Raw genomic sequence first — 25,900 nt, 5'->3', positions numbered from 1 at the left:
AGGAAAACTCAACGTTTGCCGTTGTGGCGCCGGTCTAGAGCGGGAAAATCCACGGCACCAGTAGCACCGTGACCAGCATCACCAGCAAGGTAAAGGGTACTCCCACCCGCACGAAGTCGCCAAAGCGGTACTGCCCAGGACCCAGCACCAGCGTGTTTACCGGCGAGGAGATCGGCGTCATAAAGGCTGCCGAGGCCGCCAGCGCGACGGTCATGGCAAAGGGGTAGGGCGAAGCGTTCAGCGCCTGTGCGGTGGCGATAGCCACCGGAGCCATCAGCACGGCGGTGGCGGTGTTGGAGATAAACAGGCCGATTACCGCGGTCACGGCAAACAGGCTGGCGAGAATCCCCCGTGGGCCCGCCTCGCCCAGCAGTTGGACTAAACCGTGGACGGCCAGATCCACTCCGCCGGTCTGCTGCAAGGCTTGGGCGAATGGCAGCATGCCGACGATCAGAATCAGGGTCGGCCAGTGGATGGCGCGGTAGGCGCTGTCCAGGTCGATGCAGCGAAAGGCGCCCATCAGCAAGCAGCCAATCAGTGCGGCCATGACATTGGGCAGCAGGCCGCTGAGCATCAACGCCACCATTACCGCGAGGCTGAGCAGGGCGTAGGGGGCTTTGCGCGCCGCCGGGGCCACTTCATCCACTTCGGCCGGCAGGCTCAGCACCAAGAAATCACGGCTCAGGCCTTGGAGACGGTGGATGTCGCGCCAGTTGCCGGCGACCAGCAGGGTGTCAGAGGGTTTTAGTTTCTCGTCCACCAGCACCCCTTGCAGGGCTTCGCCATGGCGGCGTAAACCGACCACGTTGAGTTTGTATTTGCTGCGAAAACCCAGCTCGAAGATGCTTTTGCCGGGCAGTTGCGACTCCGGCGGCAGGGCGATCTCGGCCAGGCCCAACTGATGGGCGTGCAGGCTGAAATAGGAATGCGCCAGGTTCATTGGCTCCAGTCCCAGGCTGTGGTACGCATCCAGCAAGCCGATGGTCGGGCTGGCGAGGTCCACCAGCAGCACGTCACCAGGCTCCAGCAAGGTGTTGCCGGTGGCCATCAGCAGCAAGGTCCGAAATTTACGCTGGCGTTCAACCGCGATCACGTTGATGCCGTACTGCTGGCGCAGCTCCAGTTCGTTGAGAGTCTGGTTGGCCAGGGGCGAATCGACACGTACTTTTAGGCGTCGCTCGCGTTCGTTGAGCCGGTAGGCGTGCGCCAGGTCGCTTAGGGTCAGGCGTTCGGGGCCGGAGTTGTTGCTGTGGCTGCCGGCCAGCCAGTTACGGGTCAGCAGCATGTAGACGATGCCCAGCGCCAGCACTGCCAGGCCAATCGGGGTGAAGCTGAAGAAGCCAAAACCCTCCAGGCCCGCGCGGCGCAGTTCGGCATGAATAACCAGGTTGGGCGGGGTGGCGACCAGGGTCAGCATGCCGCTGATCAAGCCGGCGAAGGCCAGCGGCATCATCAAACGTGCCGGGGCGATGCGTAAACGCGCGGACACGCCCAGCACCACCGGGATAAAAATTGCCACCACCCCGGTGGAGCTCATTACCGAGCCGAGCCCGGCGGCGGTCAGCATGAGTAGGATCAGCAGGCGCGTTTCGCTGTTGCCGGCCCGGGCCACCAACCAATCGCCCAGGCGGTAGGCGATGCCGGTACGCACCAAACCGTCGCCGATGACGAACAGGGCGGCGATCAAAACCACGCTGGGGTCGCTGAACCCCGCCAGGGTTTGCTCAATGCTGAGCACCCCGGTCAGCGGCAGGCCGATGATCACCAGCAAGGCGACTACGTCCATGCGCGGCTTGTTGAGGATGAAGAGGGTCACGGCGGTCAGCAACAGACCGAGTACCCAGAACAGTTCGTTACTCATGCGTGTTTAGCCCTGCAGGGCGCGCAATTGTCTCAGGGATAACCCAGCACGGCCTTGATCTGGTGCAGGTTGTGCGCGACCCATTGCGGGTTGATCGGCCCCCAGTCACGTATCACATAGTGCCCGGCGTTATTGCGTTCGCCTTCTTGCTGGGCAAACTGGCAGTCGATGTCCAGCTCCGCCAAGGCGGTGAGGGTGTCCTGGGCGGTGCGTCGTGGCATGCCGGTGGCCTCCATCAGCGCCGGCACGCTGCTGGCGGTGCCGCTGTCGACCAGCCAGGCCACATAGAGGCGGCGGTAAAAGCTGGTTTTGGTCTTGCTGACATCCATCAGTGCGGTGCTCCTGCGTTTGACCCAGGCGCGCAGCCAGTTGAGCGCGCCGTGTTCGGGTGAAGGTGATCAGCCGAGGGTGGCAATACCAATATAGGTGGCTGCACCGGCTATATAACCGATAAAGGCCAGCAGGCTGATTTTCTTCAAGTACCAGATGAAGTTGATCTTCTCCATGCCCATGGCCGCCACGCCGGCCGCGGAGCCAATGATCAGGCAGCTGCCGCCGGTGCCGGCGCAATAGGCGAGCATTTCCCAGAAGGTGCCGTTGACCTGGAAGTTGCTCAGCCAGGTTGCGTCCGCTCCGGCCAAGGCCAGCGCCTCCGGGCTCACCAGGGGGTACATTTTCATCGCACCAGCCACCAATGGGACGTTATCGACCACCGATGACAGCAGGCCGATGGCGATATTGATGGCGTAGACATCGCCCAAGCCTTCGCGCAGCAAGGTCGCCACCTGGGTCAGGTGGCCCGCAGTGGCCAGGCTGGAGACCGCCAGCAGGATGCCAAGGAAGAACAACACGCTGGTGGTGTCGATGCGCCGCAGCACGCCGACCACCGAGAGTGGGTGTTTGTCTTCATCGTTTTTGCCACGGTGGATGATTTCAGTCACCACCCAGAGCACGCCCAGACCCAGCAGAATGCCCATGTAAGGCGGCAGGTGGGTCACGGTCTTGAACACGGGGACGAACACCAGTGCGCCGATCCCGAGTACGAATACCAGATTGCGCTCGAACGGGGTGGTCGGGTCGCGACGTTCTTCGGCGGAGGGTTTCACTTCGGCACGTTGGATCTCGCCCTTCATTGTCACGCTGAGAATCAACAACGGCACCAGCAGGCATACCAGGCTGGGGATAAACAGGTTGGCCACGATGCCGCTGGTGGTGACCTGATTACCGATCCACAGCATGGTGGTGGTCACGTCGCCAATCGGTGACCAGGCGCCGCCGGCGTTGGCCGCAATCACCACGATGCCTGCGTAGAACCAGCGCTCTTTCTGGTCCGAGACCAGCTTGCGCAGCAACGAGATCATGACGATGGTGGTGGTCAGGTTATCCAGCGCGGCCGAGAGAAAGAAGGTGATCAGCGCCACGGTCCACAGCAGGGTGACGCGCTTGTTGGTGCGGATACGGTCGGTGATGACCTTGAACCCTTCATGGGCGTCGATCAGCTCGACGATGGTCATCGCGCCCATCAGGAAGAACAGAATCTCGGAGATCTCGCCCAAATGGTGGCGCAGTTCCTCGGTGACGTGGTGGCCATTGCTGCTGGCGCCGGCCGTGCCTGAGCCAATCAGCGGCAGAATGGTGTCGGCACCGAGCACCAACACGGTCCAGCAGATCACCGCGGTAAGGATCGCCGAGGCGGCCTTGTCGATTTTCAGTGGGTGTTCGAGGGCGATGCACAGGTAACCGAGGACAAAGATCAATGCCATCAACGCATACATGGTCAGAATTCCATTTGCAGGGCTTTTTTATTGAATTAGAGGTGCCAGAGGTTTTTGATGCGTCGACGAAGATGCCTGAATTGCTCAGAAATTGGCAGGCTATTTATCGTGCAGCCAGTGCGCCTGCGCTCTGCATGGGCGATTTCTGACTGATCGGTTAGTGCTGCAGCGCCCCAGTTGCGCGGAGTTGCGCAACTGGGGCGGGCTTTTCGATTAAGCCTGCGGCAGGGCGTCGCGCACAGCCGTGGGGGGCGCAACCGGTTGCGGCGGGAAGATAAACGCGAGGAACATCGCCAGCAGCGGCATCAGTAAATTAAAGAAGCAGTACGGCAGGTAGCTCAGGGTCGCGACACCGAGGGTGGCCGCCATGTAAGCCCCGCAGGTGTTCCACGGCACCAGCACCGAGGTCAGAGTGCCGCCGTCTTCCAGGGCGCGCGACAAGGTCACCGGGGCAAGGCCGCGCTTGGCGTATTCCTCACGGTACATGCGCCCGGGCAGCACAATGGCGATGTATTGGTCGGCGGTGATGATGTTGCTGCCAATGGTAGTGGCGATGGTGCTGGCGATCAGGCTGCTGGTGCTTTTAGCCAGGTGCAGGGTGCTTTGCAGCAGGCGTTGCAGCAGGCCGAGTTTTTCCAGTACGCCGCCAAAGCACATGGCGCAGATGATCAGCCATACGGTGGTGAGCATGCTGCCCATGCCGCCCTTGGACAGCAGGCCATCCAGCGCCACGTTGCCGCTGTTGGACTCGTAACCGGCAAACAGTGCGGTCCACATCGTTTTCAGTGGCGCCAGCGCCCCCGCGGCGGGGTCGGCCAGGCGCTGCATGACCTCAGGCTGGAAGATCAGCGCAAACACTGCGCCGACCAGCGCCGCGAGAAACACCGCAGGGAAGGCCGCCCACTGACGCACCGCCAGAAACAGCAAAAAAGCCACCGGCAACAGCAGGTGCCAGCCGAGGCTGAACTGGCTCTCAAGGGCTTGCAGCACCTCGGCGATACGCGTGGTGTCATGGCTGTCGCTGGCTTGCTGGCCGAGGATAAAGAAGATCACCAAGGCGATCAGCAGCACCGGCACGGTGGTTTGCAGCATGTAGCGAATGTGTGCGAACAGGTCGGCCCCAGCGGCGGCGGGCGCCAGGTTGGTGGTGTCCGACATCGGCGAGAGCTTGTCGCCAAAGTAGGCCCCGGAAATGATTGCCCCGGCGGTGATCGCCGGGTCCAGGCCCAGCCCTGCCGCTACGCCCATCAGGCCAATGCCCAAGGTGCCGGCTACGGTCCAGGAACTGCCGATGGACAGCGCCGTGAGGGCGCAGATCAGGCAACTGGTGACGTAGAAGTATTCGGCTGAAATCAGCTTTAGGCCGAACCAGATCATGGTCGGCACGGTGCCAGCGAGAATCCAGGTGCCAATCAGCGCGCCAACCGCCAGGAGAATCAGGTTGGCCTTCATCGCCATGTGGATGCCCGCGAGGATGCCATCCTCAATGTCAGCCCATTTCAGGCCGTTTTTCAGGCCGATCAGGCCGGCGACAAAAGCGGCACTCATCAGGGCGATCTGGTTGGGCCCGCTGGAGGAGCTGTCGCCGTAGAGGTAAACCGAAAGACCCAGTAAGACCACCAATACGCCGATTGGCATGAGTGCGTCGAGCAGGGAAGGGGAGCGTGCATCAGTCATGGGTGTACCGATAAATCAGTGGAAATGGACAAGCATGGGTCGCGATGACCCATGCTTGTGGGGAATTCCCTTCCCATTAGAAAAAACAAGGCCCGCGCCAGTGAGGGCGCGGGCCTGGGGTGTTGCCAGCGGCTTAGAGGGCGGCGATTTTGCCGCGCTGCTCAACCATTTTGCTCAGGGCTTGTTCGGCTTCAGCCAGCTTGGCGCGCTCTTTATCGAGCACTTCGGCCGGCGCCTTGGCGACGAAGCCTTCATTGCTCAGCTTGCCGCCGACACGCTTGACCTCGCCATCTAGACGGGCGATTTCCTTATCCAGACGCGCCAGTTCGGCGTCCTTGTCGATCAGCCCGGCCATTGGCACCAACACCTGCATCTCGCCAACCAGCGCAGTGGCGGACATCGGTGCTTCTTCGCCGGCTTCCAGCACGCGCACGGTTTCCAGCTTGGCCAGCTTGTTCAGCAGCGGTGCGTTGTCGTTGAGGCGACGCAGGTCTTCGGCGCTGGCGTTTTGCAGGATGATGTCGATGCGCTTGGCCATGGAGATTTTCATCTCGCCACGGATCTGCCTTAGGCCGAGCATCAGCTGCTTGACCCACTCGATATCGCCTTCGGCAGCGGCGTCGATGCGGCTTTCATTGGCCACTGGCCAGGCCTGCAGCATGATGGTCTCACCGCTGACGCCTGCCTGCGGCTTGATCCGCTGCCAGATTTCTTCGGTGATAAACGGCATAAACGGGTGGGCCAGGCGCAGCGCCACTTCCAGTACGCGTACCAGGGTGCGGCGGGTACCACGCTGGCGCTCGATCGGCGCGTTTTCGTCCCACAGCACGGGTTTAACCAGCTCCAGGTACCAGGCGCAGTACTCGTCCCAGATAAACTCGTAGAGCGCCTGTGCGGCCAGGTCGAAGCGGAAGGCGTCGAGCTGGCGGGTCACTTCGGCTTCGGTGCGCTGCAGGGCGGAGATGATCCAGCGGTCCACCGAGGACAACTCGACTGGCTCGCCGTTGACGCCAGTGTCTTGGCCATCGGTGTTCTCGATGACGAAGTTGGCGGCGTTCCAGATCTTGTTGCAGAAGTTGCGGTAACCCTCAACCCGGCCCATGTCGAACTTGATGTCGCGGCCGGTGGAGGCCAATGCCAAGTTAGTGAAGCGCAGGGCGTCGGTGCCATAAGCGGCGATGCCGTCAGGAAATTCCGCTTTGGTCTGCTTGGCGATTTTTTCGGCGAGCTTTGGCTGCATCAAGCCGGTGGTGCGTTTTTCCAGCAGGGCGTCGAGGGTGATGCCATCGACGATATCCAGTGGATCGAGCACGTTGCCCTTGGACTTGGACATCTTCTGGCCTTGGCCATCGCGTACCAAGCCGTGCACGTAGACGGTCTTGAACGGAATCTGCCCGGTCAGGTGAGTGGACAGCATGATCATCCGGGCAACCCAGAAGAAGATGATGTCGAAACCGGTGACCAGCACGTCGGTCGGGTGGAAGGTTTTCAGTGCGTCGGTCTGCTCGGGCCAGCCGAGGGTAGAGAAGGTCCACAGGCCAGAACTGAACCAGGTGTCCAGCACGTCTTCGTCTTGGCGCAGGTTAGCGTCGCCAAGGTTGTTTTCAGCGCGCACTTCGGCTTCGTCGCGGCCGACATAGACGTTGCCGGCATCGTCGTACCAGGCCGGAATACGGTGGCCCCACCACAGCTGACGGCTGATGCACCAGTCCTGAATGTCGCGCATCCAGCTGAAGTACATGTTTTCGTACTGCTTGGGCACAAACTGGATTTCACCGCTCTCGACCACGGCGATGGCTTTTTCCGCCAGCGGCTTGGTGGACACGTACCACTGGTCGGTCAGCCACGGCTCGATGATGGTGCCGGAGCGGTCGCCTTTCGGCACTTTCAGGGCGTGCGGCTCGATACCTTCAAGCAGGCCGGCGGCCTCGAAGGCAGCAACGATCTGCTTACGTGCTTCAAAACGGTCGAGGCCGGCGAACTGCGCCGGCAGGCTGCCGTCGAATTCGCTGTTAACGCTGCCATCGATGTTGAACGCCTGGACTTGCGCCAGTACCGCGGCGTTTTTGTCGAAGATGTTCAGCAGCGGCAGGTTGTGGCGTTTGCCGACTTCATAGTCGTTGAAGTCATGGGCTGGGGTGATCTTCACGCAGCCAGTGCCGAATTCCGGGTCGCAGTAGTCGTCCGCGATGATCGGGATGCGTCGGCCCACCAGCGGTAGCTCAACGAAGGTGCCGATCAGCGCTTGGTAGCGTTCGTCACTCGGATTTACCGCAACGGCGCTGTCGCCCAGCATGGTTTCCGGGCGAGTGGTGGCGACTATCAGGTAGTCCTTGCCGTCGGCGGTCTTGTTGCCGTCAGCCAGCGGGTAACGCAGGTTCCACAGGCTGCCTTTCTCGTCGTGGTTTTCCACTTCGAGGTCGGAGATGGCGGTGTGGAACTTGGTGTCCCAGTTGACCAAGCGCTTGCCGCGGTAGATCAGGCCGTCTTTGTGCAGGCGTACAAAGGCTTCTTTAACCGACTCGGACAGGCCGTCGTCCATGGTGAAACGCTCACGCGACCAGTCCACCGAACTGCCCAAACGGCGAATCTGCCGGGTGATGGTGCCGCCGGACTGCTCTTTCCATTCCCAGACTTTCTCCAGGAATTTTTCGCGGCCCAGGTCGTGGCGGCCAATGCCGTCAGCGGCCAGCTGACGTTCAACCACCATCTGGGTGGCGATGCCGGCGTGGTCTGTGCCCGGTTGCCACAGCGTATTGCGGCCCTGCATGCGGCGGAAACGGATCAGCGCATCCATGATCGAGTTGTTGAAGCCGTGGCCCATATGCAGGCTGCCGGTGACGTTCGGCGGCGGGATCATGATGGTGTACGGCGCGCCTGTACCTTGCGGGGCGAAATAGTTGTTCGCTTCCCAGTTCTGGTACAGGGCGGTTTCAATGGCGTGCGGCTGGTAGGTCTTGTCCATGCGCGGCGGGACCCTTATGACGGCTAGACGGAAAAGCCGGCAAGTATAGCGGGGATGGCCTGTGTGGCGTAAGGGTGAGCGCGCTGGGGCTGACTGATGGGCGTGATGCGCCTGTGCTTATGGGCGGCGTGGCGGCAGTAGGCGCGTCAGACGGGCTTCCAGGCGGCGTTTCAGCTCGGCCTCGATCTGCGGCACAAAGTCGTCGATCACGTCTTGCAGAATCAGCTGGGCGGCGGCGCGCAGTTCACTGTCCAGGCGATTCAACTCGCTGTCGCGGCTGATGCTCTGGTTGACGGTTTCGCGCAGGGTCTGTGGTGCTGGTGGCGCGCTCGGCTTAGGGGTTGGGTTGGCTATGTCGGGCGCTGGCGTGACGATTTCGGAGAGCAGGGGGATGCTGTCCGGGTCGATCGAGTCCATCAGCAGGGGTGGTTCGAGGTTTTCATCGCCCAGCAGTTGGCGGATCGACTCCAGGTCGTTCAGCAGGTGTGCGGGTTTGTTCGGTGTGTTTGGGTTGTCCATGGTGTGCAACTAAGCAGGCGGTTGAGAAGCGTAGGCGAGGCGGGCAAGGCAAAGGCGGCGCCGGTAGTTTTGCAGCGGCCGGTTATAGTTCGACTCGCTTGGGATCATACCCGCGCTGCCGGTAACTGCGGAAATTCTCCCGGCAGGCGGTCAGCAGATCGGGTTCCTGGTTGACGATCTCAATCACCCGGCTGAAGTGGTCAACCTGCGGTGACAAGTCGTTCCCAAGGTTGATCAGCACGCCTTGGGCGCTCGCAGGCTCCTCATCTAGGCCAATCACCACCGGTGCTTGCGCATCGTCCTGATGCAGGCTGTGCGGCACAAAGCTTTCTGCCTTGAAGCGCCACAGCAGTTCGTCCAGCTCGCTGCACTGCGCCGCATCGCTGCCGCGCAAGAATACCGGCAGACCAGCCCGCCAGGCCTTCATGGCCAGCTGGCAGGCCGCGCGCAAGCGGTCACCCGGCAGCGCGGTGGAGAGTACATAGAATTCAATTCGGGGCATGGCGGTACGCTTGGGCGTTAGTTGCAGGAGCGGCTTGCTGATACGCGCGCAGCTTACCAGTCAATCGCGGTCAAGACCGCTCCTACAATGCGCCAGAGGCTCAGGCGTTGCTGCGATCCAGAGTCGTAGCCCGGATGCAATCCGGGACAGGGGCGTCCCCGGATTGCATCCGGGCTACAGGCGCATCAGACCTTGGCGCGGTCCAGCAGATACTGCGTCAACATCGGCACTGGACGGCCTGTTGCGCCTTTGTCCTTGCCACCGCTGATCCAGGCCGTGCCGGCGATATCCAAATGCGCCCAGTGGTACTTCTTGGCAAAGCGCGAGAGGAAGCAGCCGGCGGTGATGGTGCCGGCTTTCGGCCCGCCGATATTGGCGATGTCGGCGAACGGGCTGTCCAGTTGCTCTTGGTACTCGTCATACAGCGGCAGCTGCCAGGCGCGGTCGTCGGCGGCCAGGCCGGCGCCGAGAATCTGCTGTACCAGTTCTTCGTTATTGCCCATCAAGCCGGAGACATTGCTGCCCAGCGCGACGATGCAGGCACCGGTGAGGGTGGCGATGTCGATCACCGCCTGCGGCTTGAAGCGTTCGGCATAGGTCAGTGTGTCACACAGCACCAGACGGCCTTCGGCGTCGGTGTTGAGGATTTCCACGGTTTGCCCGCTCATGGTGGTGACGATATCGCCTGGGCGCGTCGCGCCGCCGCTCGGCATGTTTTCGGCGCAGGCCAGCAGGCACACCAGGTTGATCGGCAATTGCAGCTCAAGAACGGCTTTAAGGGTGCCGAACACGCTGGCGGCGCCGCACATGTCGTACTTCATCTCATCCATGCCGGCCGATGGCTTGATGCTGATGCCGCCGGTGTCGAAGGTGATGCCTTTGCCGACCAGGGCGAAAGGTTTCTCGGTTTTCTTGCCGCCTTGGTAGTTGAGCACGATCATCCGTGGCGGCTGATCGCTGCCCTGGGCCACGGCGAGGAAGGCGCCCATGCCGAGTTCCTTGAGCTTCTTCTCGTCAAGGATGTCGACCTTGAGGTTTTTGTAGGCTTTGCCCAGTGCCTTGGCTTCTTCCGCCAGGTAGCTTGGGTGGCAGAGGTTGGGCGGCAGGTTGCCGAGGTCCTTGGTAAAGGCCATGCCGCTCGCAATTGCCTGAGCATGACTGCTGGCGCGCTCAGCGTCGGCCAGGTTGGTTTTTTCCGTGAGCAGGGTGAGTTTCTTCAGTGCGCCGGCTTCGGCCTTTTGGCTCTTGAAGCGATCAAAGCAGTAGCCCGCATCGGCCAGGCTTTCCACCATCAGGCGGGTTTTGCCGTAGCTGTCGCGGTTTTTGACTTGAAGTTCGTCGAGCGCCAGTACCGCGTCGCTGCCACCGAGGCTTTTCAGGCTGCTGTATACGCCAGTGATCACTTTGCGCAGTTGGCGGTCAGACAGTTCGCTGTCCTTGCCCGTGCCGACCAGTAATACGCGCTCGGCTTTGAGACCTGACAGGTTATGCACCAGCAGAGTCTGGCCAACCTTGCCGGCCAGGTCGCCACGTTTGAGCAGCGCGCTAATGGCGCCAGCGCAGGCACTGTCAATGGCCTTGGCGATTTCGCCAAGTGTGCGGCCTTCGCCGACAGGGATAACCAGGGTGGCGGTTTTTAGTGTTTCTGGGCGTGCGCTTTTAACAATAAATTCCATTACGTGGTGTCCCCAAGACAACGAGTCGCTATTGCAGGATAATGCCGGCTGAAATTTCGAGGTTCGCCCGTTGAGCGAGCCGGCAAGCAGTCTGGCTAGTTTGAGCTTAGCCAGCTGAGCCTGACAACCCTGGAGTGTCTGGTTTGATCGTCTTCCGTTATCTGTCCCGTGAAGTGTTGCAGACCTTAGGTGCCGTAAGTGCGGTGCTGTTGGTCATTATTATGAGTGGTCGCTTTATTCGTTATCTGGCCCAGGCGGCGCAAGGGGCGCTCGACCCCAGCGTGCTGCTGCTGATCATGGCTTACCGAATTCCCGGCTTCTTACAGCTGATTCTGCCGTTGGGACTGTTTCTCGGCATTCTCCTGGCCTATGGGCGGATGTACCTGGACAGTGAAATGACCGTGCTCTCGGCCACCGGCATGAGCCAGCAGCGCTTGTTTGCCTACAGCCTGGCGCCGGCAGTTCTGGTGGCGTTGTTGGCCGGCTGGCTTAGCCTGGGCCTGGCTCCGCAAGGTGTTGAGCAGGTGGCGCGGATTCTTAATCAGCAAAGCGCCCTGACTGAGTTGGATACCCTGGAGCCAGGGCGTTTTCAGTCGATGCGCAATGGCTCGCGAGTGACTTACACCGAAGAGTTGTCCGAGGACCGTGGCGCGTTGGCCGGGGTGTTTATCTCCGAGACTCAGCTGTCGCGCGCGGGCGACAAGGAGCGCGGTATTTCTGTGCTGGTGGCCGAGTCCGGACGCCAAGAGATTCAGTCAGATGGCAGCCGCTACCTGATTCTGGAAAATGGCTACCGCTACGACGGCAATCCGGGGCAGGCCGATTACCGCGCCATCAAATACGACACCTATGGCGTGCTGCTGCCCAAGCCGGAAGTGTCCACTGAGGTTACGGAGCGTGAAGCGATCCCCACGCGCGAGCTGATTGGTAGCGACAATCCACGTATGCAGTCCGAGTTGCAGTGGCGCTTATCGATTCCTGTGCTGGTGTTTGTCGTCACCTTGCTGGCGGTGCCGTTGTCGCGGGTCAATCCACGGCAAGGGCGATTCCTCAAGCTGTTACCGGCGATCCTGCTTTACATGGCTTACCTGGCGCTGCTGATCGGTGCGCGTGGTGCGCTGGATAAGGCGACAGCCCCAACCGCTCTGGGTTTGTGGTGGGTGCACGGGCTGTTCGCGATGATCGGCCTGCTGTTGCTGTATTGGGAGCCGCTGCGTTTGCGCTGGTTGGCCCGTCGTGTGGCGCAGGAGGTGGCCCGTGGTTAAGTTGGATCGTTATATCGGCACCCAGGTATTTCTCGCCATCATTGCGGTGCTGGGCATCATTGTTGGCTTGGCCCTGCTGTTCGCTTTTATTGATGAGCTGGGCGATGTCGAAGATAGCTATACCCTGTTGGATGCGCTGGGCTATGTGCTGCTGACGGCGCCGCGGCGTCTGTATGAAATGCTGCCAATGGCGGCGCTGATCGGCTGTCTGATCGGCCTGGGTTCGCTGGCCAGTAACAGTGAGCTCACCATCATGCGCGCCGCCGGGGTGTCGATTGGGCGGATTGTCTGGGCGGTGATGAAGCCAATGTTGGTGCTTATGCTGGTCGGCTTGCTGATCGGTGAGTACCTGGCGCCCTATAGCGAGAATCAGGCGCAAGCCAGTCGCGCCATGGCCCAAGGTGGCGGTGAAGCGCAGAGTTCCAAGCACGGTATGTGGCATCGCCAGGGGCAAGAATATGTGCACATCAATGCCGTGCAGCCGGATGGTGTGCTGTTCGGTGTGACCCGCTATCGCTTTGATGAGCAAAAGCGCATGCAGTCCGCAAGCTTTGCCCGTCGTGCGCAGTACCAAGGCGATCACTGGCAGCTGGAAGACGTGTCGACCACGCATTTCCGTGAGCGCAGCAGTGAAGTTATCCAGCAGGCGAACGAGCGTTGGGATGTCGAGTTGACCCCGCAGTTGCTCGGCACGGTGGTGCTGGCGCCTGACGCGCTGTCGATGACCGGGCTGTGGAGTTATATCCACTACCTGGCGGAGCAGGGATTGAATAATAGCCAGTATTGGCTGTCGTTCTGGACCAAGGTGCTGCAGCCATTGGTAACGGCCGCGCTGGTGCTGATGGCGATTTCCTTTATCTTCGGCCCGTTGCGTTCAGTGACCCTCGGTCAGCGCGTGTTTACCGGCGTGCTGGTGGGTTTTGTGTTCAAGATCAGCCAGGACCTGCTCGGGCCATCGAGCCTGGTGTTTGGTTTCTCGCCGCTGCTGGCGGTGTTGATCCCGGCAGGCATCTGCGCCCTCGCGGGGATGTTTCTACTGCGCCGCGCCGGTTAATCAGGCGCAAAAAAAGCCGGCGTCCCATTGTGGGGCGCCGGCTTTTTTATGCCTGCCATCCATGGCGGCGACCCTTTGGGCCGTCGCTGCGCGACGTTAAAAATGGCTCCTCACCATTTTTATGCCTGCGGTTTACTTCTTGTGAATATTCTTCGGCAGCTGGATGACTTGGCTGTCTGAGTAAATGTCGTGCCAGCTGCGTTTCTCCTTGTCCCTCAGGATCCAGAGAAAGCCCAGGCCGAACAGTAGCCAAGAACCAATGGCGACCAAGAAGCGCAGCAGTGCCTGCCACAGGCTGATGGCAGAGCCGTCACTGTTCTGAATGCGCAGACCCCAGACCTGCATGCCCAGCGTTTGACCGCTGTGGGTCCAGAACTTGGCGAAGAAGCCAAACAAACTGAAAAATAGCAGGGTCGAGAGCAGGGGATCGCCATCCAGTGCACCGGCATCGGACATCTGCTTGAGCTGCGCCTCGCCATAGAAACCCATCAGGATCAGCTTGTAGATAAAGGTCACCACGATCAGCAGTGCGATGCACAGCAGGAAGTCATAAAACATGGCGGCAAGGCGGCGGATCAGTCCGGCGCTGGGGAATTCACCCTGCGGGCGCAGTAGGTGGTTTGGCATGATGGGCTCTTTACTCGGTCGGCTGGCTGAATGGCGGCAACAATACGGCATTCATGGCTGGAAAAAATGGCCGCGAGGCATTTTGGCGTCGTTCGGCGGCGGCCTGTGGTGTGCTTGCGGTGGATGATGGGCCATAAAAAACCCCTGATGGCGTCATCAGGGGTTCTTTGAGTCGGCAGGTTTATTCCTGAACTTGGACTTCGTCAGCCTGCATGCCTTTCTGCCCTTGCACCGCGATAAAGCTGACTTTTTGGCCTTCTTTCAGGCTCTTGAAGCCGTTGCTCTGGATCGCGCGGAAGTGCACGAACAAGTCCGGACCATTTTCTTGGGCGATAAAGCCAAAACCTTTCTCGTCGTTAAACCACTTGACGGTACCGTGCTGACGATTCGACATGGTGTATTTCCTTGAACCTAGAGTTGATGACAGCCACTACTCGACATGAGGGGCTGATACTGGTTGCAAGGCAATGTGCGGCGCTGGGCTGGATGTAGCGGATCTCGGTGATCGGCTGCACCAGGTCACGATGATCCGCGACCCATGCAAACACAGTGGCGCAAACTTTACGCCAGCGGCCAGGCACATGCCAAGCCCGCCAGCGCATGCGAATACTGGCCCCAAGACGCGTCTATGCGGGCTTCAGGGTAAGCGTGTTGAGGGTGCTTATAAGGCGCTTCGCCTCGCGCTTCTGATGCCTTTTTACTTTATCGCGGGCAATAAAAAAGGCCTTGATAATCAAGGCCTTCTTCGAGATTTATGGTGCCCGGGGGAGACTCGAATCTAGCGCTACAGGCTACGTATTTGATGGGTTTAAGGTCTGTGCGGTTTTCGATCTACTCACAAATCTACTCACTATTTGTTTTGTGCCCACCTAAAACATGAATTTTGGGGCGTAAGAAAAGGCACCACCGTCGTTCGGCCAGCCGGTGCCAGTCGTGTTGACCATAGCCTTGTTAATGCCGCAGCCTCTCAGCCGCGTACTCACTCGCTCAAGGATGACCAGTTATGTCGATGCCAGTCGTTACCTACGGATGTACCGCGTGCGATCTTAGCCGCTGGGACGCCGGCACCTGGGGCTACAGGTATTACCTGCATGGAGAGGCCAAGGTGCGCATGCGTGTCGCCATTGGCTGGTGCCATGCATGTGCTGACCTTGGAGTGATTGAAGTCCTACCTGATGCTGCTGGCGAGCTGGAACGCCAACGAACGCTGGAGGCCTGCCGGGCCGAACTTAGCGAAGTGCTTGCCATTGACTCACCCCGAAAGCGTTGGTGGCAGTTCTCGGCTAACAAAAGTACCAGGCAGATGATATTGGAGGGCGAAGTCGAATCAGCAGCGGAGGCGCTCGCTGAATATCAGTTGGCGCGCGAAGCGTTGTCCTCAAGAGTGAGCCGGGGGCGCTGCCTGAGCTGCGGGTCTGATGATTGCCTACAGCTGCCACCGCATGAGGCCAAGTACTACGATCCAGAGCCAGTGCCTGAACCTATCGGCCTCGAGCATCCAGGCTGCGGCGGACAGCTGACAATCTTCTGTGATGACCTGCGCCTCAATATGCGGCTGACAGAAAAAGGTTATGACCTTGAAGGCTTTCTGGTGGAAGAGGTTACGCCGGAGCGCTAAGCGCAATGTCGCGTAGAGCTGCGAGAAACGGGCTATTTGCTGGCAACTATGGTGGAAACCTCTCGTTTGGAAACGTGTGATGCACGCACGGTAATACCCGCTTGCCTCGCGTACGCGCGCGTACTGTTCCCGAAACTATGCGGGTACCGCCATGCAATCAAGACAGCCTGCCGCCTGAATGTAAGCTTTTGACAGCAGCATCACGCATTGCCGGGCGCAGTAATCACGGCCAGAAGGTTAGCTTTTGTTAGCACGCCGGCCTCGCGTACGCGCGCGTTCTGCTCCCGAAACTAGGCGGGTGCTGCGATGCAATGAAGGCCGTCCTCCGCCATGTAAACTTTTGTCAACACGCCGGCCTCGCGCGCACGCGCGTATCTGTTACGAAACTCGGTGCCGGTAATACGCTTTGACCGCTCTAGGGCGGCGGTCTTCGGTCATATCAGTGACAGTAAAACGCTTACCTAAAAGTGAGGTTTTGTGAGGTTCTGCGGCTTGCCTAAACCACAGGTTTTAACAGGTTAGAGGGCGGGCAGAACTGAGGTTTTATGAGGTAGCCGGCTGCGAAATTGCACCCCGCTTGACCACCCGGTTGCATTCGCCCTGACCACCGATTACATCGGATTTGACCAGCAGCCTTTGTAACCATGATCGGCAGAGAGCGGCCAAAAGCTGCCCCACGCGAATGGTGGATAATTTCTTTTCACGAGTAGCAAGAGCCGGTTAAAACGTGTTTTAAAAAGAGGGTTCCGTATAGCCTCATCTGTGCCATCGGCTGCACTTCTGCCTAGACAATCAATTCTCTACCCGTACGTTGCGGTACATCTGCAGACGTGAGGCTTCGTGCAGGCCGCGACTCAGTGCATTCAGCCGCTGAAACTCCTGCGGATGGGCCTCTGCCACGTTGTCACGCGGGGTGGGCGAATGCAGGTCGTGCAGGGTCGGTGAAGTGCCGTCGTGTCGCATCTGCAGCAGGAAGTCCTGGGTGACCGCGCCGATAATCGGAAAGCTACCCTCCTGTAGTACCAGCGGTACCACTCGCTCGCCCTCGGGTGCCGGGCGTTGAATATCGCGCCCCAGCGCGCCGCTGGTAAATGGCACACCGAGCAAACCCGCCATGGTTGGCAGCAAGTCCGCCAACCCCACCGCTTCGTCAAATTCACGCGGGGCCAACCACTTAGGCGCGTGGATCAGCAGTGGCACGTTGTTACTTTCCAGCCCCAGTTGCTCAAAGGCCGGGGCCATGTGCGGAATCTGGCTGATGCGCGTGTTGTGGTCGCCAAAGAGCACGAAAATCGTGTTGTCGTAGAAGCCCTGCTCCTTAGCCAATTCCATCAGGCGGCCAATGTTGAAGTCAAGCAAGCGCACGGCGTTGAACTGTTCCACGCTGCGCGAACCCGCTTCTTTTACCTGTTCCAACGGCAAGTCGAGCGGCTTGAAGCCGTCATTTTCCTTGGGAATGGTAAATGGACGGTGGTTGCCTGAGGTTTGCAGGTAGGCGAAGAAGGGTTTGTCCTTGGACAGGGCCCCAAGGATGCGCGTGCTTTCCTTGAAAAAGTCGAGGTCGGAGATGCCCCACACGTCCACTTGTGGCGACTGCCAATGGCGCTCTTCATAGAGTTGCACATCATCGATGCTCTGCCGAATCAGGCTGTTGATATTGGCCCAGCCGGCATTGCCGCCGATCATGTAGAACTTCTCATACCCTTCAAGGTTGTTGATCAGGGTGTGTTGACGGGCAATGAACGGGTTACGCGTGGCAGTTTCTTCACGCGACACATCTGGAATACCGGTGATGCTCGCCCACACGGTTTTCGCGGTGCCGGTAACGGGCACGTAGAAGTGGCGGAAGAACCAGCTTTCCTGGGCCAGGCGATCCAGATTCGGCGTGGGGTTGAGCGGGTTGCCATAGGCACCTACAGCGGTGGTGCCAAGTGATTCGAGCATGACAAAAACGATATTGGGCGGGCGCTCGCTGGTCAGACGATGCGGTTGCACATCCTGCTCACGGACGAAGTTAAGCGCCTCGCGGTCGCGCGAGGTTACGCCCAGGTAATCGGCCACCACGTCATAGTGCTCACGGGTGGCCGCTTCATCAAACGCTACAGGTTCCAGCTTCAGCGTATCGAAGAGGAACAGGGCCGGGTTCAGGCCTACGGCCGCCACCTGGCTATTACCAGTATAAAAGGCATCGCTCCAGCGCAGTGGCACCGGGTTTTCCAGGTTCAACGCGGCCGCACGGCCGAGCAAACCAAAGAACACCAACATACCGACCAGGGCCGCGCCGCCCAGCGCTGGCAATACGCCGACGTGACGCACCTGCGGACGATCCAACGTTGCACGCTCCAGGCGCAACAGGGCATACAGCCACAGCGCCACACCCGCGAACCAGGCCAGCGTGATCCAGATCACCGGATAGGTTTGCCAAAGCATGCCCGCTGACGTTTGCGCGTCACCGGCAAACCGCAGCACAGTGGCGTTCAGGCGCACGCCCAGATAGGCATAGTGACCAAAGTCGATGATGTACAGCAGGCCCAGCGCCGCAATGGCCAGGCCCAGATAGCTGCGTACTAACCAACGAAATGCGCGAAATCGCGCCAGACGCAGCTTGGGCAGCGCCAGCAGCAGACCCACCGGTAGCAGCAACAGCAGCGCCAGGCGCAGGTCAAAGCGCAGGCCGATGCCCAGGGTGCGCAGCACATCCGGGTCGGTCACGTCGGGTAACCCGGAGAAGCCCAGCAGGAAGATTGCACGCAGGCTGGCGAACAACACAAACAGCAAAACGGTAAGGCCTACGAGAAAATGCAGACGGCGCGATCCTAACCAGCTCATGCAGCAGTCCTTGTGTCAGAGGCGAGCGCAGCACGGCCGTGGCGCAGTAACGTGCGGAGGCCCAGAGCCAGCAAGGCGCCGAGGCTGTAGAGCGCCAGATATGGGTCAATCAGGTAGTCCCAATAGTTTTCCGAGGCATTGAGGCGCAAGGCAAAGGCCAGGGTCGCCAGCAGCAACGCCATCGCACCCAGCCAGCTACGCAGAACGATGAGAATGAGGCACAGCACACCCAGCACCAGCAGCAGAGGGCGTGGCTCAAAGCCGACTTGATACGGATCGATGTAGCTCAGCCCCAACGAGGCCGGATATAGCAGCAAGGCCAGCGCAGCAAACAAGCCCAGCATCATTAGGCGGTCACGCGCAGCCGGCGCAGGCAGGCCAAAACGACCCAATCCGAAGCAGCCCAACAGCACCAAGCTGCTGATGGAGAGATCGCCCATGTAGGTGCGCAATTGCAGGGCCAAACTCATGCCTTGCAGAGGTACCAGGCTGAGCACAATGGCGGCGACCAAGGTGCCCAACATCAACGACTGACCGGGACGCACGCGCGACAGCAGGAGAAAAACAATCAAGGTAAAGGCCAGATACGGCAGCAAGAAATCGGTCATAGACGACGCTCCGCGAGCCAGGCTTCGTTGAATGTAAGGTGCTTGATGAACATATCGTTCCAGGAATAAACCAGGTGGTAGTTACCCTCTGCATCGCGTGTGAAGTAGGGATATTCATAGTCGAAGTCGCAGCCATTGCCGCTGCACATGCGCGCCGTGACACGCTCCAGAAAGACCGCTTCACGCTTGGCAAACCGCGCGCCACCGCTTTCACGGAACTTCTCCAGGATGACCGCCGGGAACTCCGCCTGTGGGATCGGCTCACCCCATGGGTTGGGGCTTTCATCCAGCTCACCGAGGGTGCGCCAGTTGTCCAGCTTGCTGTCAGTGGCGTAAAGGGTCAGACGGAAACGACCGTCCTCCAAGTCATTCATAGCCACCAGCAGGCTCCCGTCCGGGCGCCCAACAGCCGCCACTGACGAATTGGGGTTGCTCGGCTCCAGCGCATGGGGCTTGCTCCAGGTTCGACCGCTGTCTTCGGTGCGGCTGGCAAGCAGACGGTGGTGTTGCTCGCCTGAATAACGCAGCAGTGCCACAGCACGGTGCTCATCGAGCGGCACTACGCTGGGCTGTAAGGAATAACGCGCTTTGCCTATGCGGTACTTGCCTTGCACATGACCGGCGGCTGTCAGGTGCAGGTACTCGGGGAACTTGCCGAGGAACTCGTGATAGACCGGCAGGCCAATACTGCCGTCGGCGTGGAATACCGGCGCACCGCGTACAAGGGTACTTATGTTCAGGAAAGGCGTGGTGACTAACTGACGGGGTGTAGACCAGGTTTCACCCAAATCGCCGGAAACCATGGCATTGACCGCACTGCCGGCCCAACCGCCAATTGAAACAGAAACATAGAACAGCCATAGGCGGTTGTCAGGGGCCAGACTTATGACCGGATTACCCAGTTTACGAATGCGTTTGCCCACCGCCTGCTCTGTGACTTTTCGGGTTGCCAGTACGCGTTCGGCGGCCCACTGGCCGGTCTCGGCGTTAAAGCGCGATGAGCGAATCTCGACATCTGCCGATCCTTCTCGGGTGCCGGCGAACCAGACCGCCATCAAATCACCGCCACCCAGACCGGATATAGACGCCGAATGAACGAAGTCCTCCATGTTGCTGGACGCAAGGTGCGCCGCGAATTCAGGAGTGGAGGACGTTAACGCGGTGCTATTGGTAGGCACAAAGCCCGCCATGGGTTGCGGCGGTTCAGCTCTCCAAGCAAAGGAAAAGACTGCCACAGCCGCGCTAAGCAATACCGGGACTGCAAGGGTTCTGATCATGGTTTAAGCATCGCTTTCGGGATTGATTTCAGCGACTGGTGTGCCATCGACGGGGTTGGAATAAACCTCAATCTTCCTGCCCGATTTATCAAATCCGTAAATTTCGTAGCAATTCCCAGTCGTGACCAAGAACTTAGTGATCTGCACGCCACGATCCTTCATGTGCTCACGAAAATCTGACTCATTCATCCAAGTCGAGCGATCCGTATTTGAACATTGCACGTCTGCCAATGCCGGCCCAGCAAACATAATAAATGTTGGTAACAGAAGCTGACGCAGCCCTTTGCGACCGATTTCGAACATATTCTGCATCCTTTTTTACTCGATAAGACCAAGGCGTAAACGGCGCGTATATTGACATTGAGCAAGGTGACAGCGAACGGTTGATCATTATTTGTTACAGATCACTCATACCCTCCGTCACACTGAACAACTGGGAACAGACCACGACATTGATGCTATCGAACTTCAGTTCCAGATCGACTCTGCCTGCCGTGACTGTCCGCTCATGGCCGCTTTCTGCCTGTCGCTACAGGCCGGAGTCGGCCAACAGCGGACACCCGTGAGCTTCACCGAGCAGCGTAAGTAATTGAGATAGTGCGCGAGGGGCTCAGGCAGAGATCCAAGCAGGACGCCTGGTCATGCGTGACTCGCAAAAACAGCTCGAATCCTGTAAGGTGATCAGCGTTTTAGCTCCTAAAGACACTCGATTAGGCCTCATGCTTACTTTGCAAAACATCATCTGGCTGCCTACGCCGCCATAGCGCTACGCCCCCCGCATCATCTGTGATTGCTTGCTAAGCCAGCGGTCGCACTCTGCTGTGCACTCGGTTTCATGGCCTGTACAGCTCTCCAACATCTGACAATTTGACCTCGTATCGACCAGATGCACATGGCCTGCGCCATGCTGTGCTGCGCGATCCATTGCCTTGGAAAATCTGATGCTCCACTCGTTAAAACAAACCTGGTTGTCCAACATCCGTGGCGACATCCTCGCCGGTCTAGTGGTCGCACTGGCCCTCATCCCTGAAGCCATCGCATTCTCGATCATTGCCGGGGTTGACCCCAAGGTCGGCCTGTACGCCTCTTTCTGTATCGCCGTGGTGATCGCCTTTGTCGGTGGCCGACCCGGAATGATCTCGGCAGCAACCGGGGCCATGGCACTACTGATGGTGACCCTGGTCAAAAACCACGGTCTTGAATACCTGCTCGCCGCCACGCTGCTATGTGGTGTGTTACAGATTGCTGCTGGCTACCTGAAGCTAGGCTCACTGATGCGCTTCGTCTCGCGCTCGGTGGTGACCGGCTTCGTCAATGCGCTGGCGATCCTGATCTTCATGGCTCAGCTGCCCGAGCTGACCAATGTCACCTGGCACGTCTACGCCATGACAGCCGCAGGCCTCGGCATCATTTATCTGTTCCCCTATGTCCCCAAGATCGGCAAGCTCATCCCATCGCCGCTGGTGTGCATCATCGTGCTGACCGCCGTAGCCATGTCGGTTGGGCTGGATATCCGCACGGTCGGCGATATGGGCCAACTGCCGGATACGCTCCCGATCTTCCTCTGGCCTGACGTACCACTGACCTTCGAGACATTGGCCATCATCTTCCCTTACTCGGCAGCACTGGCCGTGGTCGGTCTGCTGGAGTCGATGATGACCGCGACTATTGTTGACGACCTGACCGACACCCCCAGCGACAAGAACCGCGAGTGCAAGGGCCAGGGCGTGGCCAACATTGCTTCGGGTCTGATCGGCGGAATGGCCGGCTGCGCGATGATCGGCCAGTCGGTGATTAACGTGAAATCCGGCGGGCGCACCCGCCTGTCCTGCCTGGCGGCCGGCGTATTCCTGCTGCTCATGGTGGTATTCCTCGGCGACTGGCTGAAGCAGATCCCGATGGCTGCACTGGTGGCAGTGATGATCATGGTGTCCATCGGCACCTTCAGTTGGGATTCGCTGCGCAACCTGAAGAAGCACCCGTTGTCGACCAACATTGTCATGGTCGTCACGGTGGTGGTCGTGGTGGTCACCCATAACCTGGCCTTCGGCGTGCTGGCCGGTGTGCTGCTAGCCGCGATGTTCTTCGCAAACAAGGTTGGCCATTACATGGCTATCAGTTCTTCGCTGGACGAAGCCGGCGAGCATCGTAGCTATAACGTCACCGGCCAGGTGTTCTTCAGCTCGGCTGACAAGTTCGTCGCTGCCTTTGACTTCAAGGAAGCCCTGAACAAGGTAACCATCGACCTGAATCGCGCCCACTTCTGGGATATCACCGCCGTTGCTGCCCTGGACAAGGTGGTTATCAAGTTCCGCCGCGAAGGCACCGAAGTCGAAGTGCTGGGCCTCAACGAGGCGAGCGCCACTATCGTGGATCGCTTCGGTGTTCACGATAAACCCGACGCCATTGATCAACTCATGGGCCACTGAGAAGGAGAGCAACGATGACCCAAGTAATTGCCTGTATCGACGGTTCCACCTCGGCCCCAGCTGTGTGCGACTACGCAGCCTGGGCCTGTCTGAGCCTGGAAGCCCCGCTGACCTTCTTGCATGTGCTGGATCAGCGCCAGTACCCAGTTGCGGCCGACTTGAGTGGCAATATCGGCCTTGGCAGCCGCGAGCATCTGCTCGATGAGCTTGCTTCCCTGGATGAACAGCGCGGTAAGTTGGCCCTGGAGCAGGGGCGGATCATGTTAACGGCCGCGAAAGAGCGGGCCATGACGGATGGTGTGACCGCGCCGGAGTCCAAGCAGCGTCATGGCGATCTGCTGGAAAGCCTGCAAGAGCTGCAAACCGAAACGCGCCTGCTGGTCATCGGTCGCCAGGGCGAGTCTAGTGGCAATCTGAGTCAGCATGTCGGAAGCCAGCTGGAGAGCGTGATTCGTATCATGCACAGGCCAATCCTGGTCACCCCGGCCAACTTCCAAAAGCCCAAGAGCGCGATGCTGGCATTCGATGGCGGAGCTACTACCCGCAAGGGAGTGGAGATGCTGGCAGCCAGCCCGCTGCTGAAGGGGTTGCCGATCCACCTGGTCATGGTTGGCCCCGTAAGCGATGAAGCATCTGCACAGCTGGACTGGGCGCAGAAAGTGCTGATCAACGCCGGCTTCACTGTTCGTGCCGAGACCAGGAGCGGTGAGATAGAGCCTACCCTGCACGCCTATCAGAAAGAGCATGGCATTGATCTGCTGGTGATGGGGGCCTATGGCCATTCCCGTATCCGGCAGTTCCTGGTCGGTAGCACCACGACCAGCATGCTCCGCACCACCATCAGTCCGCTGTTACTGCTGCGCTAATAGCCATGGACGACGCCCTCGATCTTGCCCATTTCAAGACCCTGCTGGAACAGCGGGCTGCCGAGCTGGATCGATTGCTGGAAGACGCTGAGTCTCGCTCGCAATCGGTAGAGCTGGATCAAAGCAAGGTAGGGCGTTTGTCGAGGATGGATGCACTCCAGCAGCAAGCAATGAACGATGCCATCCGTAGTCGGGCGCAGCATGAACGCGTCCGCCTCCAACTGGCCCTCAAGCGTTGGCACGAGGGTGAGTATGGATGCTGCGCCCAATGCGGCGAGTTGATCGCCTCGGGCCGTCTGGAGTTCGATCCGACAACGCTGCTGTGCATCACCTGCGCCAGTCGCACCGAGTCGGGTTGAAACCATCACGGCTCGTGACATCAGCCCCAATTAACGAGGCTTCTAATGTATTTGATGGCTAAAAACTGGCTGGGCCGAACACGGAAAACAAGCGCTTGGATGTGGGCACTGCTGTGCCTTGTGTTGCTCACCGTATTCCAAGTCCGCACCCATCATCTTGATGATCGTTTGTACTTCTGGATCAAGACCAATTGGCACACTTACGATTGGCAGGAGCACTCTGTGTGGCTGCCTGACTATCGGGTTGAGCTGGATGCTAAGGCGGTTCCCGGTGTGGACAACAATCTTTCGGGCCTGACCTTCGATCCTGACCTAAACCTGCTGTGGGCGGTCACCAATGGCCCAAACGAACTATTAGCCCTTAGTCGTGACGGTGATGTGGAAAGGCGCTATAGCCTGGACGGTTTCCACGATGTGGAGGCGGTGTCCTATGCCGGCAACGGCCAACTGGTAATCGCCGAAGAGCGCCGGCAGAGCCTGGTTGTCGTGGATGTCCCCATCGCCGAAGACGGTAAACTTTCTCCTGATCGACCATTGAGCCGAGACCAGTATCCAGCGCTGACCCTGGCGCTTGGCAAGGAAGACAACAAAGGCCTTGAAGGGCTCGCCTACGACCTGAAAGGCGACCGCCTGTTTGTGACCAAGGAGCGAGATCCTCGCCAATTGCTGGAAGTGAGCGGCCTTCGTGCCAGCCTGGCCGGAGGGTTTTCCCTGCACGTGCGTGACCTGTCCAGCCTGGTAAAAGACAAGGTGTTTGCGACTGACCTGTCTTCAGTCGTCTTCGATCAACAGAGTGGCCATCTGATATTGCTCAGCGACGAGTCGAAACTGCTGATTGAAATGACTGATGAAGGCAAGGTGGTGAGTTTCCGCTCCCTGGCGAGAGGTTTTGCTGGTTTGCTGAAAGCCATACCCCAGGCCGAAGGCGTAACCATCGACAATGAAGGGTATTTGTACGTAGTCAGCGAGCCAAACCTGTTCTATCGCTTTACCCGAGAAAGAGACTGATCAGTTGTCAAACTACTGCCAGCTCTCACCCTGAAGAGGTGCGTCAAGAGCCAATTCGGCGCGCCCTCCATTCCGTCCGCTTTTGGCCGATTTCTGCCTGTCGCTACCGGCAACTATGAATCGTTCTTTGCTGGTCATAGCCACGCAGCGTGATGGTCAAATCCGATGCAAGCGGGTGGTCAAGTCTGCGCAATTACCCAGCGCGCTTGCGTGTGCGTAGGGGTGTTAACTCGGGTGTTAACACCGTTTCCAATTGGCGGCCCAATGCGCCGTTTTGCTGGATACCACTGTGGATACCTCAGGCCATGCGCAGTTGCTGCGGTAAACACTCCACTAGGCGTAAACGGGCCGGGCGTATGCCCTCGTACTTACCTCGTACCAGTTAACAGTCCCCGCGCGTAAGGGGTGTTTCCTTAGGTGCTAACAGCGTTTCCAATTCAGTGCGGCCACTTCGGTTTTCCCGTCGCTATACCATGGGCGTGAGGTCATACCGTTGGCGCAACTCAGCACCAGCAGGGCAGTACCGCCCCACAGGCGCATGGCACGCACGGCACGGCATCAGATGGTGGTAGAAGGCGTCACGCGCCGCCAGCCATTCGGTCGAGGCCGTGACAGCGGTTTGAATGAAGTGCTGCGGCTGTTCGGGGGCTTCCTCAATTTGAGGGAGTGTCACCATTCTCTGACGTTGGTTAGATGCCCTCAGTTTCGGGGGTATCTCTGCCGGGTGATCCACCAATGGTGGACGGTCCCTTGCCAGCATTCGCTCGGTTCTCGCTTGCTGGTGCTGCTCCAGGTGTACGCCTGGCAAACGATCTGTGCGCGCCACGCTTTCACTCACTACAAAACGTGGCGCGGGCACTTTCTCCAGTTCGGTAAACAGTCCAGAAAGCAGGCTCATTGCGTAGCCTCGCACCGTGAAAACACACATACACATGTGCGTCTGGTTTCAAAAACACCGGCAACAGTGGCAACAGTGGCAACAACC

The 25,900-nt window shown here is 59.3% G+C and carries 21 protein-coding genes; 7 read left to right on the top strand and 14 right to left on the bottom strand.

The window, feature by feature from the left end; all coding sequences use genetic code 11:
- Positions 1-34 precede the first annotated feature (34 nt).
- The 8 genes from N1078_RS10505 to N1078_RS10470 form a co-directional block, all read right to left on the bottom strand.
- Positions 35-1,861: an SLC13 family permease gene (locus N1078_RS10505; RefSeq protein WP_274088122.1), complete on the bottom strand. Its 1,827-nt coding sequence runs from the start codon at positions 1,859-1,861 to the stop codon at positions 35-37.
- A gap of 32 nt (positions 1,862-1,893) precedes the next feature.
- Entirely contained in the window at positions 1,894-2,190 is a 297-nt protein-coding gene (locus N1078_RS10500) for a winged helix-turn-helix domain-containing protein (RefSeq protein WP_274088121.1), read from the bottom strand.
- A 69-nt stretch (positions 2,191-2,259) separates the two neighbouring features.
- On the bottom strand, positions 2,260-3,636 hold the full coding sequence (nhaD, locus tag N1078_RS10495; RefSeq protein ID WP_274088120.1) for a sodium:proton antiporter NhaD: 1,377 nt from the start codon (positions 3,634-3,636) through the stop codon (positions 2,260-2,262).
- 213 nt (positions 3,637-3,849) lie between these two features.
- Positions 3,850-5,313: a Na+/H+ antiporter NhaC gene (gene nhaC, locus N1078_RS10490; protein WP_274088119.1), complete on the bottom strand. Its 1,464-nt coding sequence runs from the start codon at positions 5,311-5,313 to the stop codon at positions 3,850-3,852.
- A 133-nt stretch (positions 5,314-5,446) separates the two neighbouring features.
- Positions 5,447-8,278, bottom strand: coding sequence for a valine--tRNA ligase (locus tag N1078_RS10485; protein WP_274088118.1), 2,832 nt, complete (start codon positions 8,276-8,278; stop codon positions 5,447-5,449).
- A 117-nt stretch (positions 8,279-8,395) separates the two neighbouring features.
- A complete protein-coding gene (locus N1078_RS10480; protein WP_274088117.1) occupies positions 8,396-8,797 on the bottom strand; it encodes a DNA polymerase III subunit chi in 402 nt (133 codons plus the stop codon).
- 82 nt (positions 8,798-8,879) lie between these two features.
- A complete protein-coding gene (locus N1078_RS10475) occupies positions 8,880-9,299 on the bottom strand; it encodes a DNA polymerase III subunit chi (RefSeq protein ID WP_274088116.1) in 420 nt (139 codons plus the stop codon).
- A gap of 185 nt (positions 9,300-9,484) precedes the next feature.
- Entirely contained in the window at positions 9,485-10,975 is a 1,491-nt protein-coding gene (locus N1078_RS10470) for a leucyl aminopeptidase (RefSeq protein WP_274088115.1), read from the bottom strand.
- Positions 10,976-11,118: 143 nt separating this feature from the next.
- Here N1078_RS10470 and lptF point away from each other — a divergent pair, with 143 nt between their 5' ends.
- Together lptF and lptG are read left to right on the top strand one after the other, a co-directional pair.
- Entirely contained in the window at positions 11,119-12,240 is a 1,122-nt protein-coding gene (lptF, locus tag N1078_RS10465) for an LPS export ABC transporter permease LptF (protein ID WP_274088114.1), read from the top strand.
- The gene (lptG, locus tag N1078_RS10460; RefSeq protein ID WP_274088113.1) at positions 12,233-13,294 is read left to right on the top strand and encodes an LPS export ABC transporter permease LptG; all 1,062 of its coding nucleotides are present in this window, start codon (positions 12,233-12,235) and stop codon (positions 13,292-13,294) included. The genes lptF and lptG overlap by 8 nt, the downstream gene beginning before the upstream one ends.
- Positions 13,295-13,426: 132 nt before the next feature.
- Here the strand turns inward: lptG and N1078_RS10455 are convergent, their stop codons facing one another.
- Together N1078_RS10455 and N1078_RS10450 are read right to left on the bottom strand one after the other, a co-directional pair.
- The gene (locus tag N1078_RS10455) at positions 13,427-13,921 is read right to left on the bottom strand and encodes an RDD family protein (protein WP_274088112.1); all 495 of its coding nucleotides are present in this window, start codon (positions 13,919-13,921) and stop codon (positions 13,427-13,429) included.
- Between the two features lie 181 nt (positions 13,922-14,102).
- On the bottom strand, positions 14,103-14,315 hold the full coding sequence (locus tag N1078_RS10450; RefSeq protein WP_274088111.1) for a cold-shock protein: 213 nt from the start codon (positions 14,313-14,315) through the stop codon (positions 14,103-14,105).
- 609 nt (positions 14,316-14,924) lie between these two features.
- On the opposite strand from N1078_RS10450, the gene N1078_RS10445 reads away from it, so the two are divergent.
- The gene (locus N1078_RS10445; RefSeq protein WP_274088110.1) at positions 14,925-15,539 is read left to right on the top strand and encodes a hypothetical protein; all 615 of its coding nucleotides are present in this window, start codon (positions 14,925-14,927) and stop codon (positions 15,537-15,539) included.
- 792 nt (positions 15,540-16,331) lie between these two features.
- On the opposite strand, the gene N1078_RS10440 is transcribed toward N1078_RS10445, so the two are convergent.
- Genes N1078_RS10440 through N1078_RS10425 form a run of 4 tightly spaced genes read right to left on the bottom strand, consistent with a single transcriptional unit; the run spans position 16,332 to position 20,556 of the window.
- The gene (locus N1078_RS10440; RefSeq protein WP_274088109.1) at positions 16,332-18,368 is read right to left on the bottom strand and encodes an LTA synthase family protein; all 2,037 of its coding nucleotides are present in this window, start codon (positions 18,366-18,368) and stop codon (positions 16,332-16,334) included.
- The gene (locus N1078_RS10435) at positions 18,365-18,976 is read right to left on the bottom strand and encodes a hypothetical protein (RefSeq protein ID WP_274088108.1); all 612 of its coding nucleotides are present in this window, start codon (positions 18,974-18,976) and stop codon (positions 18,365-18,367) included. The genes N1078_RS10440 and N1078_RS10435 overlap by 4 nt, the downstream gene beginning before the upstream one ends.
- Complete coding sequence (locus N1078_RS10430; protein ID WP_443218108.1) at positions 18,973-20,253, bottom strand: sialidase family protein; 1,281 nt, start codon at positions 20,251-20,253, stop codon at positions 18,973-18,975. The genes N1078_RS10435 and N1078_RS10430 overlap by 4 nt, the downstream gene beginning before the upstream one ends.
- Before the next feature lie 3 nt (positions 20,254-20,256).
- The gene (locus N1078_RS10425) at positions 20,257-20,556 is read right to left on the bottom strand and encodes a PepSY domain-containing protein (protein ID WP_274088107.1); all 300 of its coding nucleotides are present in this window, start codon (positions 20,554-20,556) and stop codon (positions 20,257-20,259) included.
- Positions 20,557-21,194: 638 nt separating this feature from the next.
- Here N1078_RS10425 and N1078_RS10420 point away from each other — a divergent pair.
- From N1078_RS10420 to N1078_RS10405, 4 genes are read left to right on the top strand one after another with little or no spacing between them, the layout of a single operon-like run.
- Positions 21,195-22,682: a SulP family inorganic anion transporter gene (locus tag N1078_RS10420; RefSeq protein WP_274088106.1), complete on the top strand. Its 1,488-nt coding sequence runs from the start codon at positions 21,195-21,197 to the stop codon at positions 22,680-22,682.
- A gap of 14 nt (positions 22,683-22,696) precedes the next feature.
- Positions 22,697-23,548: a universal stress protein gene (locus tag N1078_RS10415; protein ID WP_274088105.1), complete on the top strand. Its 852-nt coding sequence runs from the start codon at positions 22,697-22,699 to the stop codon at positions 23,546-23,548.
- A gap of 5 nt (positions 23,549-23,553) precedes the next feature.
- Positions 23,554-23,907: a TraR/DksA family transcriptional regulator gene (locus tag N1078_RS10410; RefSeq protein ID WP_443218107.1), complete on the top strand. Its 354-nt coding sequence runs from the start codon at positions 23,554-23,556 to the stop codon at positions 23,905-23,907.
- Between the two features lie 45 nt (positions 23,908-23,952).
- Positions 23,953-24,915 carry an SdiA-regulated domain-containing protein gene (locus N1078_RS10405; RefSeq protein WP_274088104.1) on the top strand — a complete coding sequence of 321 codons (963 nt, stop codon included), beginning with the start codon at positions 23,953-23,955 and terminating at the stop codon, positions 24,913-24,915.
- The last annotated feature ends 985 nt before the right edge of the window (positions 24,916-25,900 follow it).

The organism is Pseudomonas sp. MIL19 (genome assembly GCF_028680365.1).
Taxonomy (GTDB): Bacteria; Pseudomonadota; Gammaproteobacteria; order Pseudomonadales; family Pseudomonadaceae; genus Aquipseudomonas; species Aquipseudomonas spirodelae.
The sequence above is the reverse complement of the archived record's forward strand: the minus strand, read 5'-3'. Positions and strand labels throughout refer to the sequence as shown.

Coding starts and splice junctions, on each gene's coding strand:
- N1078_RS10505 (WP_274088122.1), bottom strand. CDS start 1,861: ATGAGTAACGAACTGTTCTGGGTACTCGGTCTGTTGCTGACCGCCGTG.
- N1078_RS10500 (WP_274088121.1), bottom strand. CDS start 2,190: ATGGATGTCAGCAAGACCAAAACCAGCTTTTACCGCCGCCTCTATGTG.
- nhaD (WP_274088120.1), bottom strand. CDS start 3,636: ATGTATGCGTTGATGGCATTGATCTTTGTCCTCGGTTACCTGTGCATC.
- nhaC (WP_274088119.1), bottom strand. CDS start 5,313: ATGACTGATGCACGCTCCCCTTCCCTGCTCGACGCACTCATGCCAATC.
- N1078_RS10485 (WP_274088118.1), bottom strand. CDS start 8,278: ATGGACAAGACCTACCAGCCGCACGCCATTGAAACCGCCCTGTACCAG.
- N1078_RS10480 (WP_274088117.1), bottom strand. CDS start 8,797: ATGGACAACCCAAACACACCGAACAAACCCGCACACCTGCTGAACGAC.
- N1078_RS10475 (WP_274088116.1), bottom strand. CDS start 9,299: ATGCCCCGAATTGAATTCTATGTACTCTCCACCGCGCTGCCGGGTGAC.
- N1078_RS10470 (WP_274088115.1), bottom strand. CDS start 10,975: ATGGAATTTATTGTTAAAAGCGCACGCCCAGAAACACTAAAAACCGCC.
- N1078_RS10455 (WP_274088112.1), bottom strand. CDS start 13,921: ATGCCAAACCACCTACTGCGCCCGCAGGGTGAATTCCCCAGCGCCGGA.
- N1078_RS10450 (WP_274088111.1), bottom strand. CDS start 14,315: ATGTCGAATCGTCAGCACGGTACCGTCAAGTGGTTTAACGACGAGAAA.
- N1078_RS10445 (WP_274088110.1), top strand. CDS start 14,925: ATGTCGATGCCAGTCGTTACCTACGGATGTACCGCGTGCGATCTTAGC.
- N1078_RS10440 (WP_274088109.1), bottom strand. CDS start 18,368: ATGAGCTGGTTAGGATCGCGCCGTCTGCATTTTCTCGTAGGCCTTACC.
- N1078_RS10435 (WP_274088108.1), bottom strand. CDS start 18,976: ATGACCGATTTCTTGCTGCCGTATCTGGCCTTTACCTTGATTGTTTTT.
- N1078_RS10430 (WP_443218108.1), bottom strand. CDS start 20,253: ATGATCAGAACCCTTGCAGTCCCGGTATTGCTTAGCGCGGCTGTGGCA.
- N1078_RS10425 (WP_274088107.1), bottom strand. CDS start 20,556: ATGTTCGAAATCGGTCGCAAAGGGCTGCGTCAGCTTCTGTTACCAACA.
- N1078_RS10420 (WP_274088106.1), top strand. CDS start 21,195: ATGCTCCACTCGTTAAAACAAACCTGGTTGTCCAACATCCGTGGCGAC.
- N1078_RS10415 (WP_274088105.1), top strand. CDS start 22,697: ATGACCCAAGTAATTGCCTGTATCGACGGTTCCACCTCGGCCCCAGCT.
- N1078_RS10410 (WP_443218107.1), top strand. CDS start 23,554: ATGGACGACGCCCTCGATCTTGCCCATTTCAAGACCCTGCTGGAACAG.
- N1078_RS10405 (WP_274088104.1), top strand. CDS start 23,953: ATGTATTTGATGGCTAAAAACTGGCTGGGCCGAACACGGAAAACAAGC.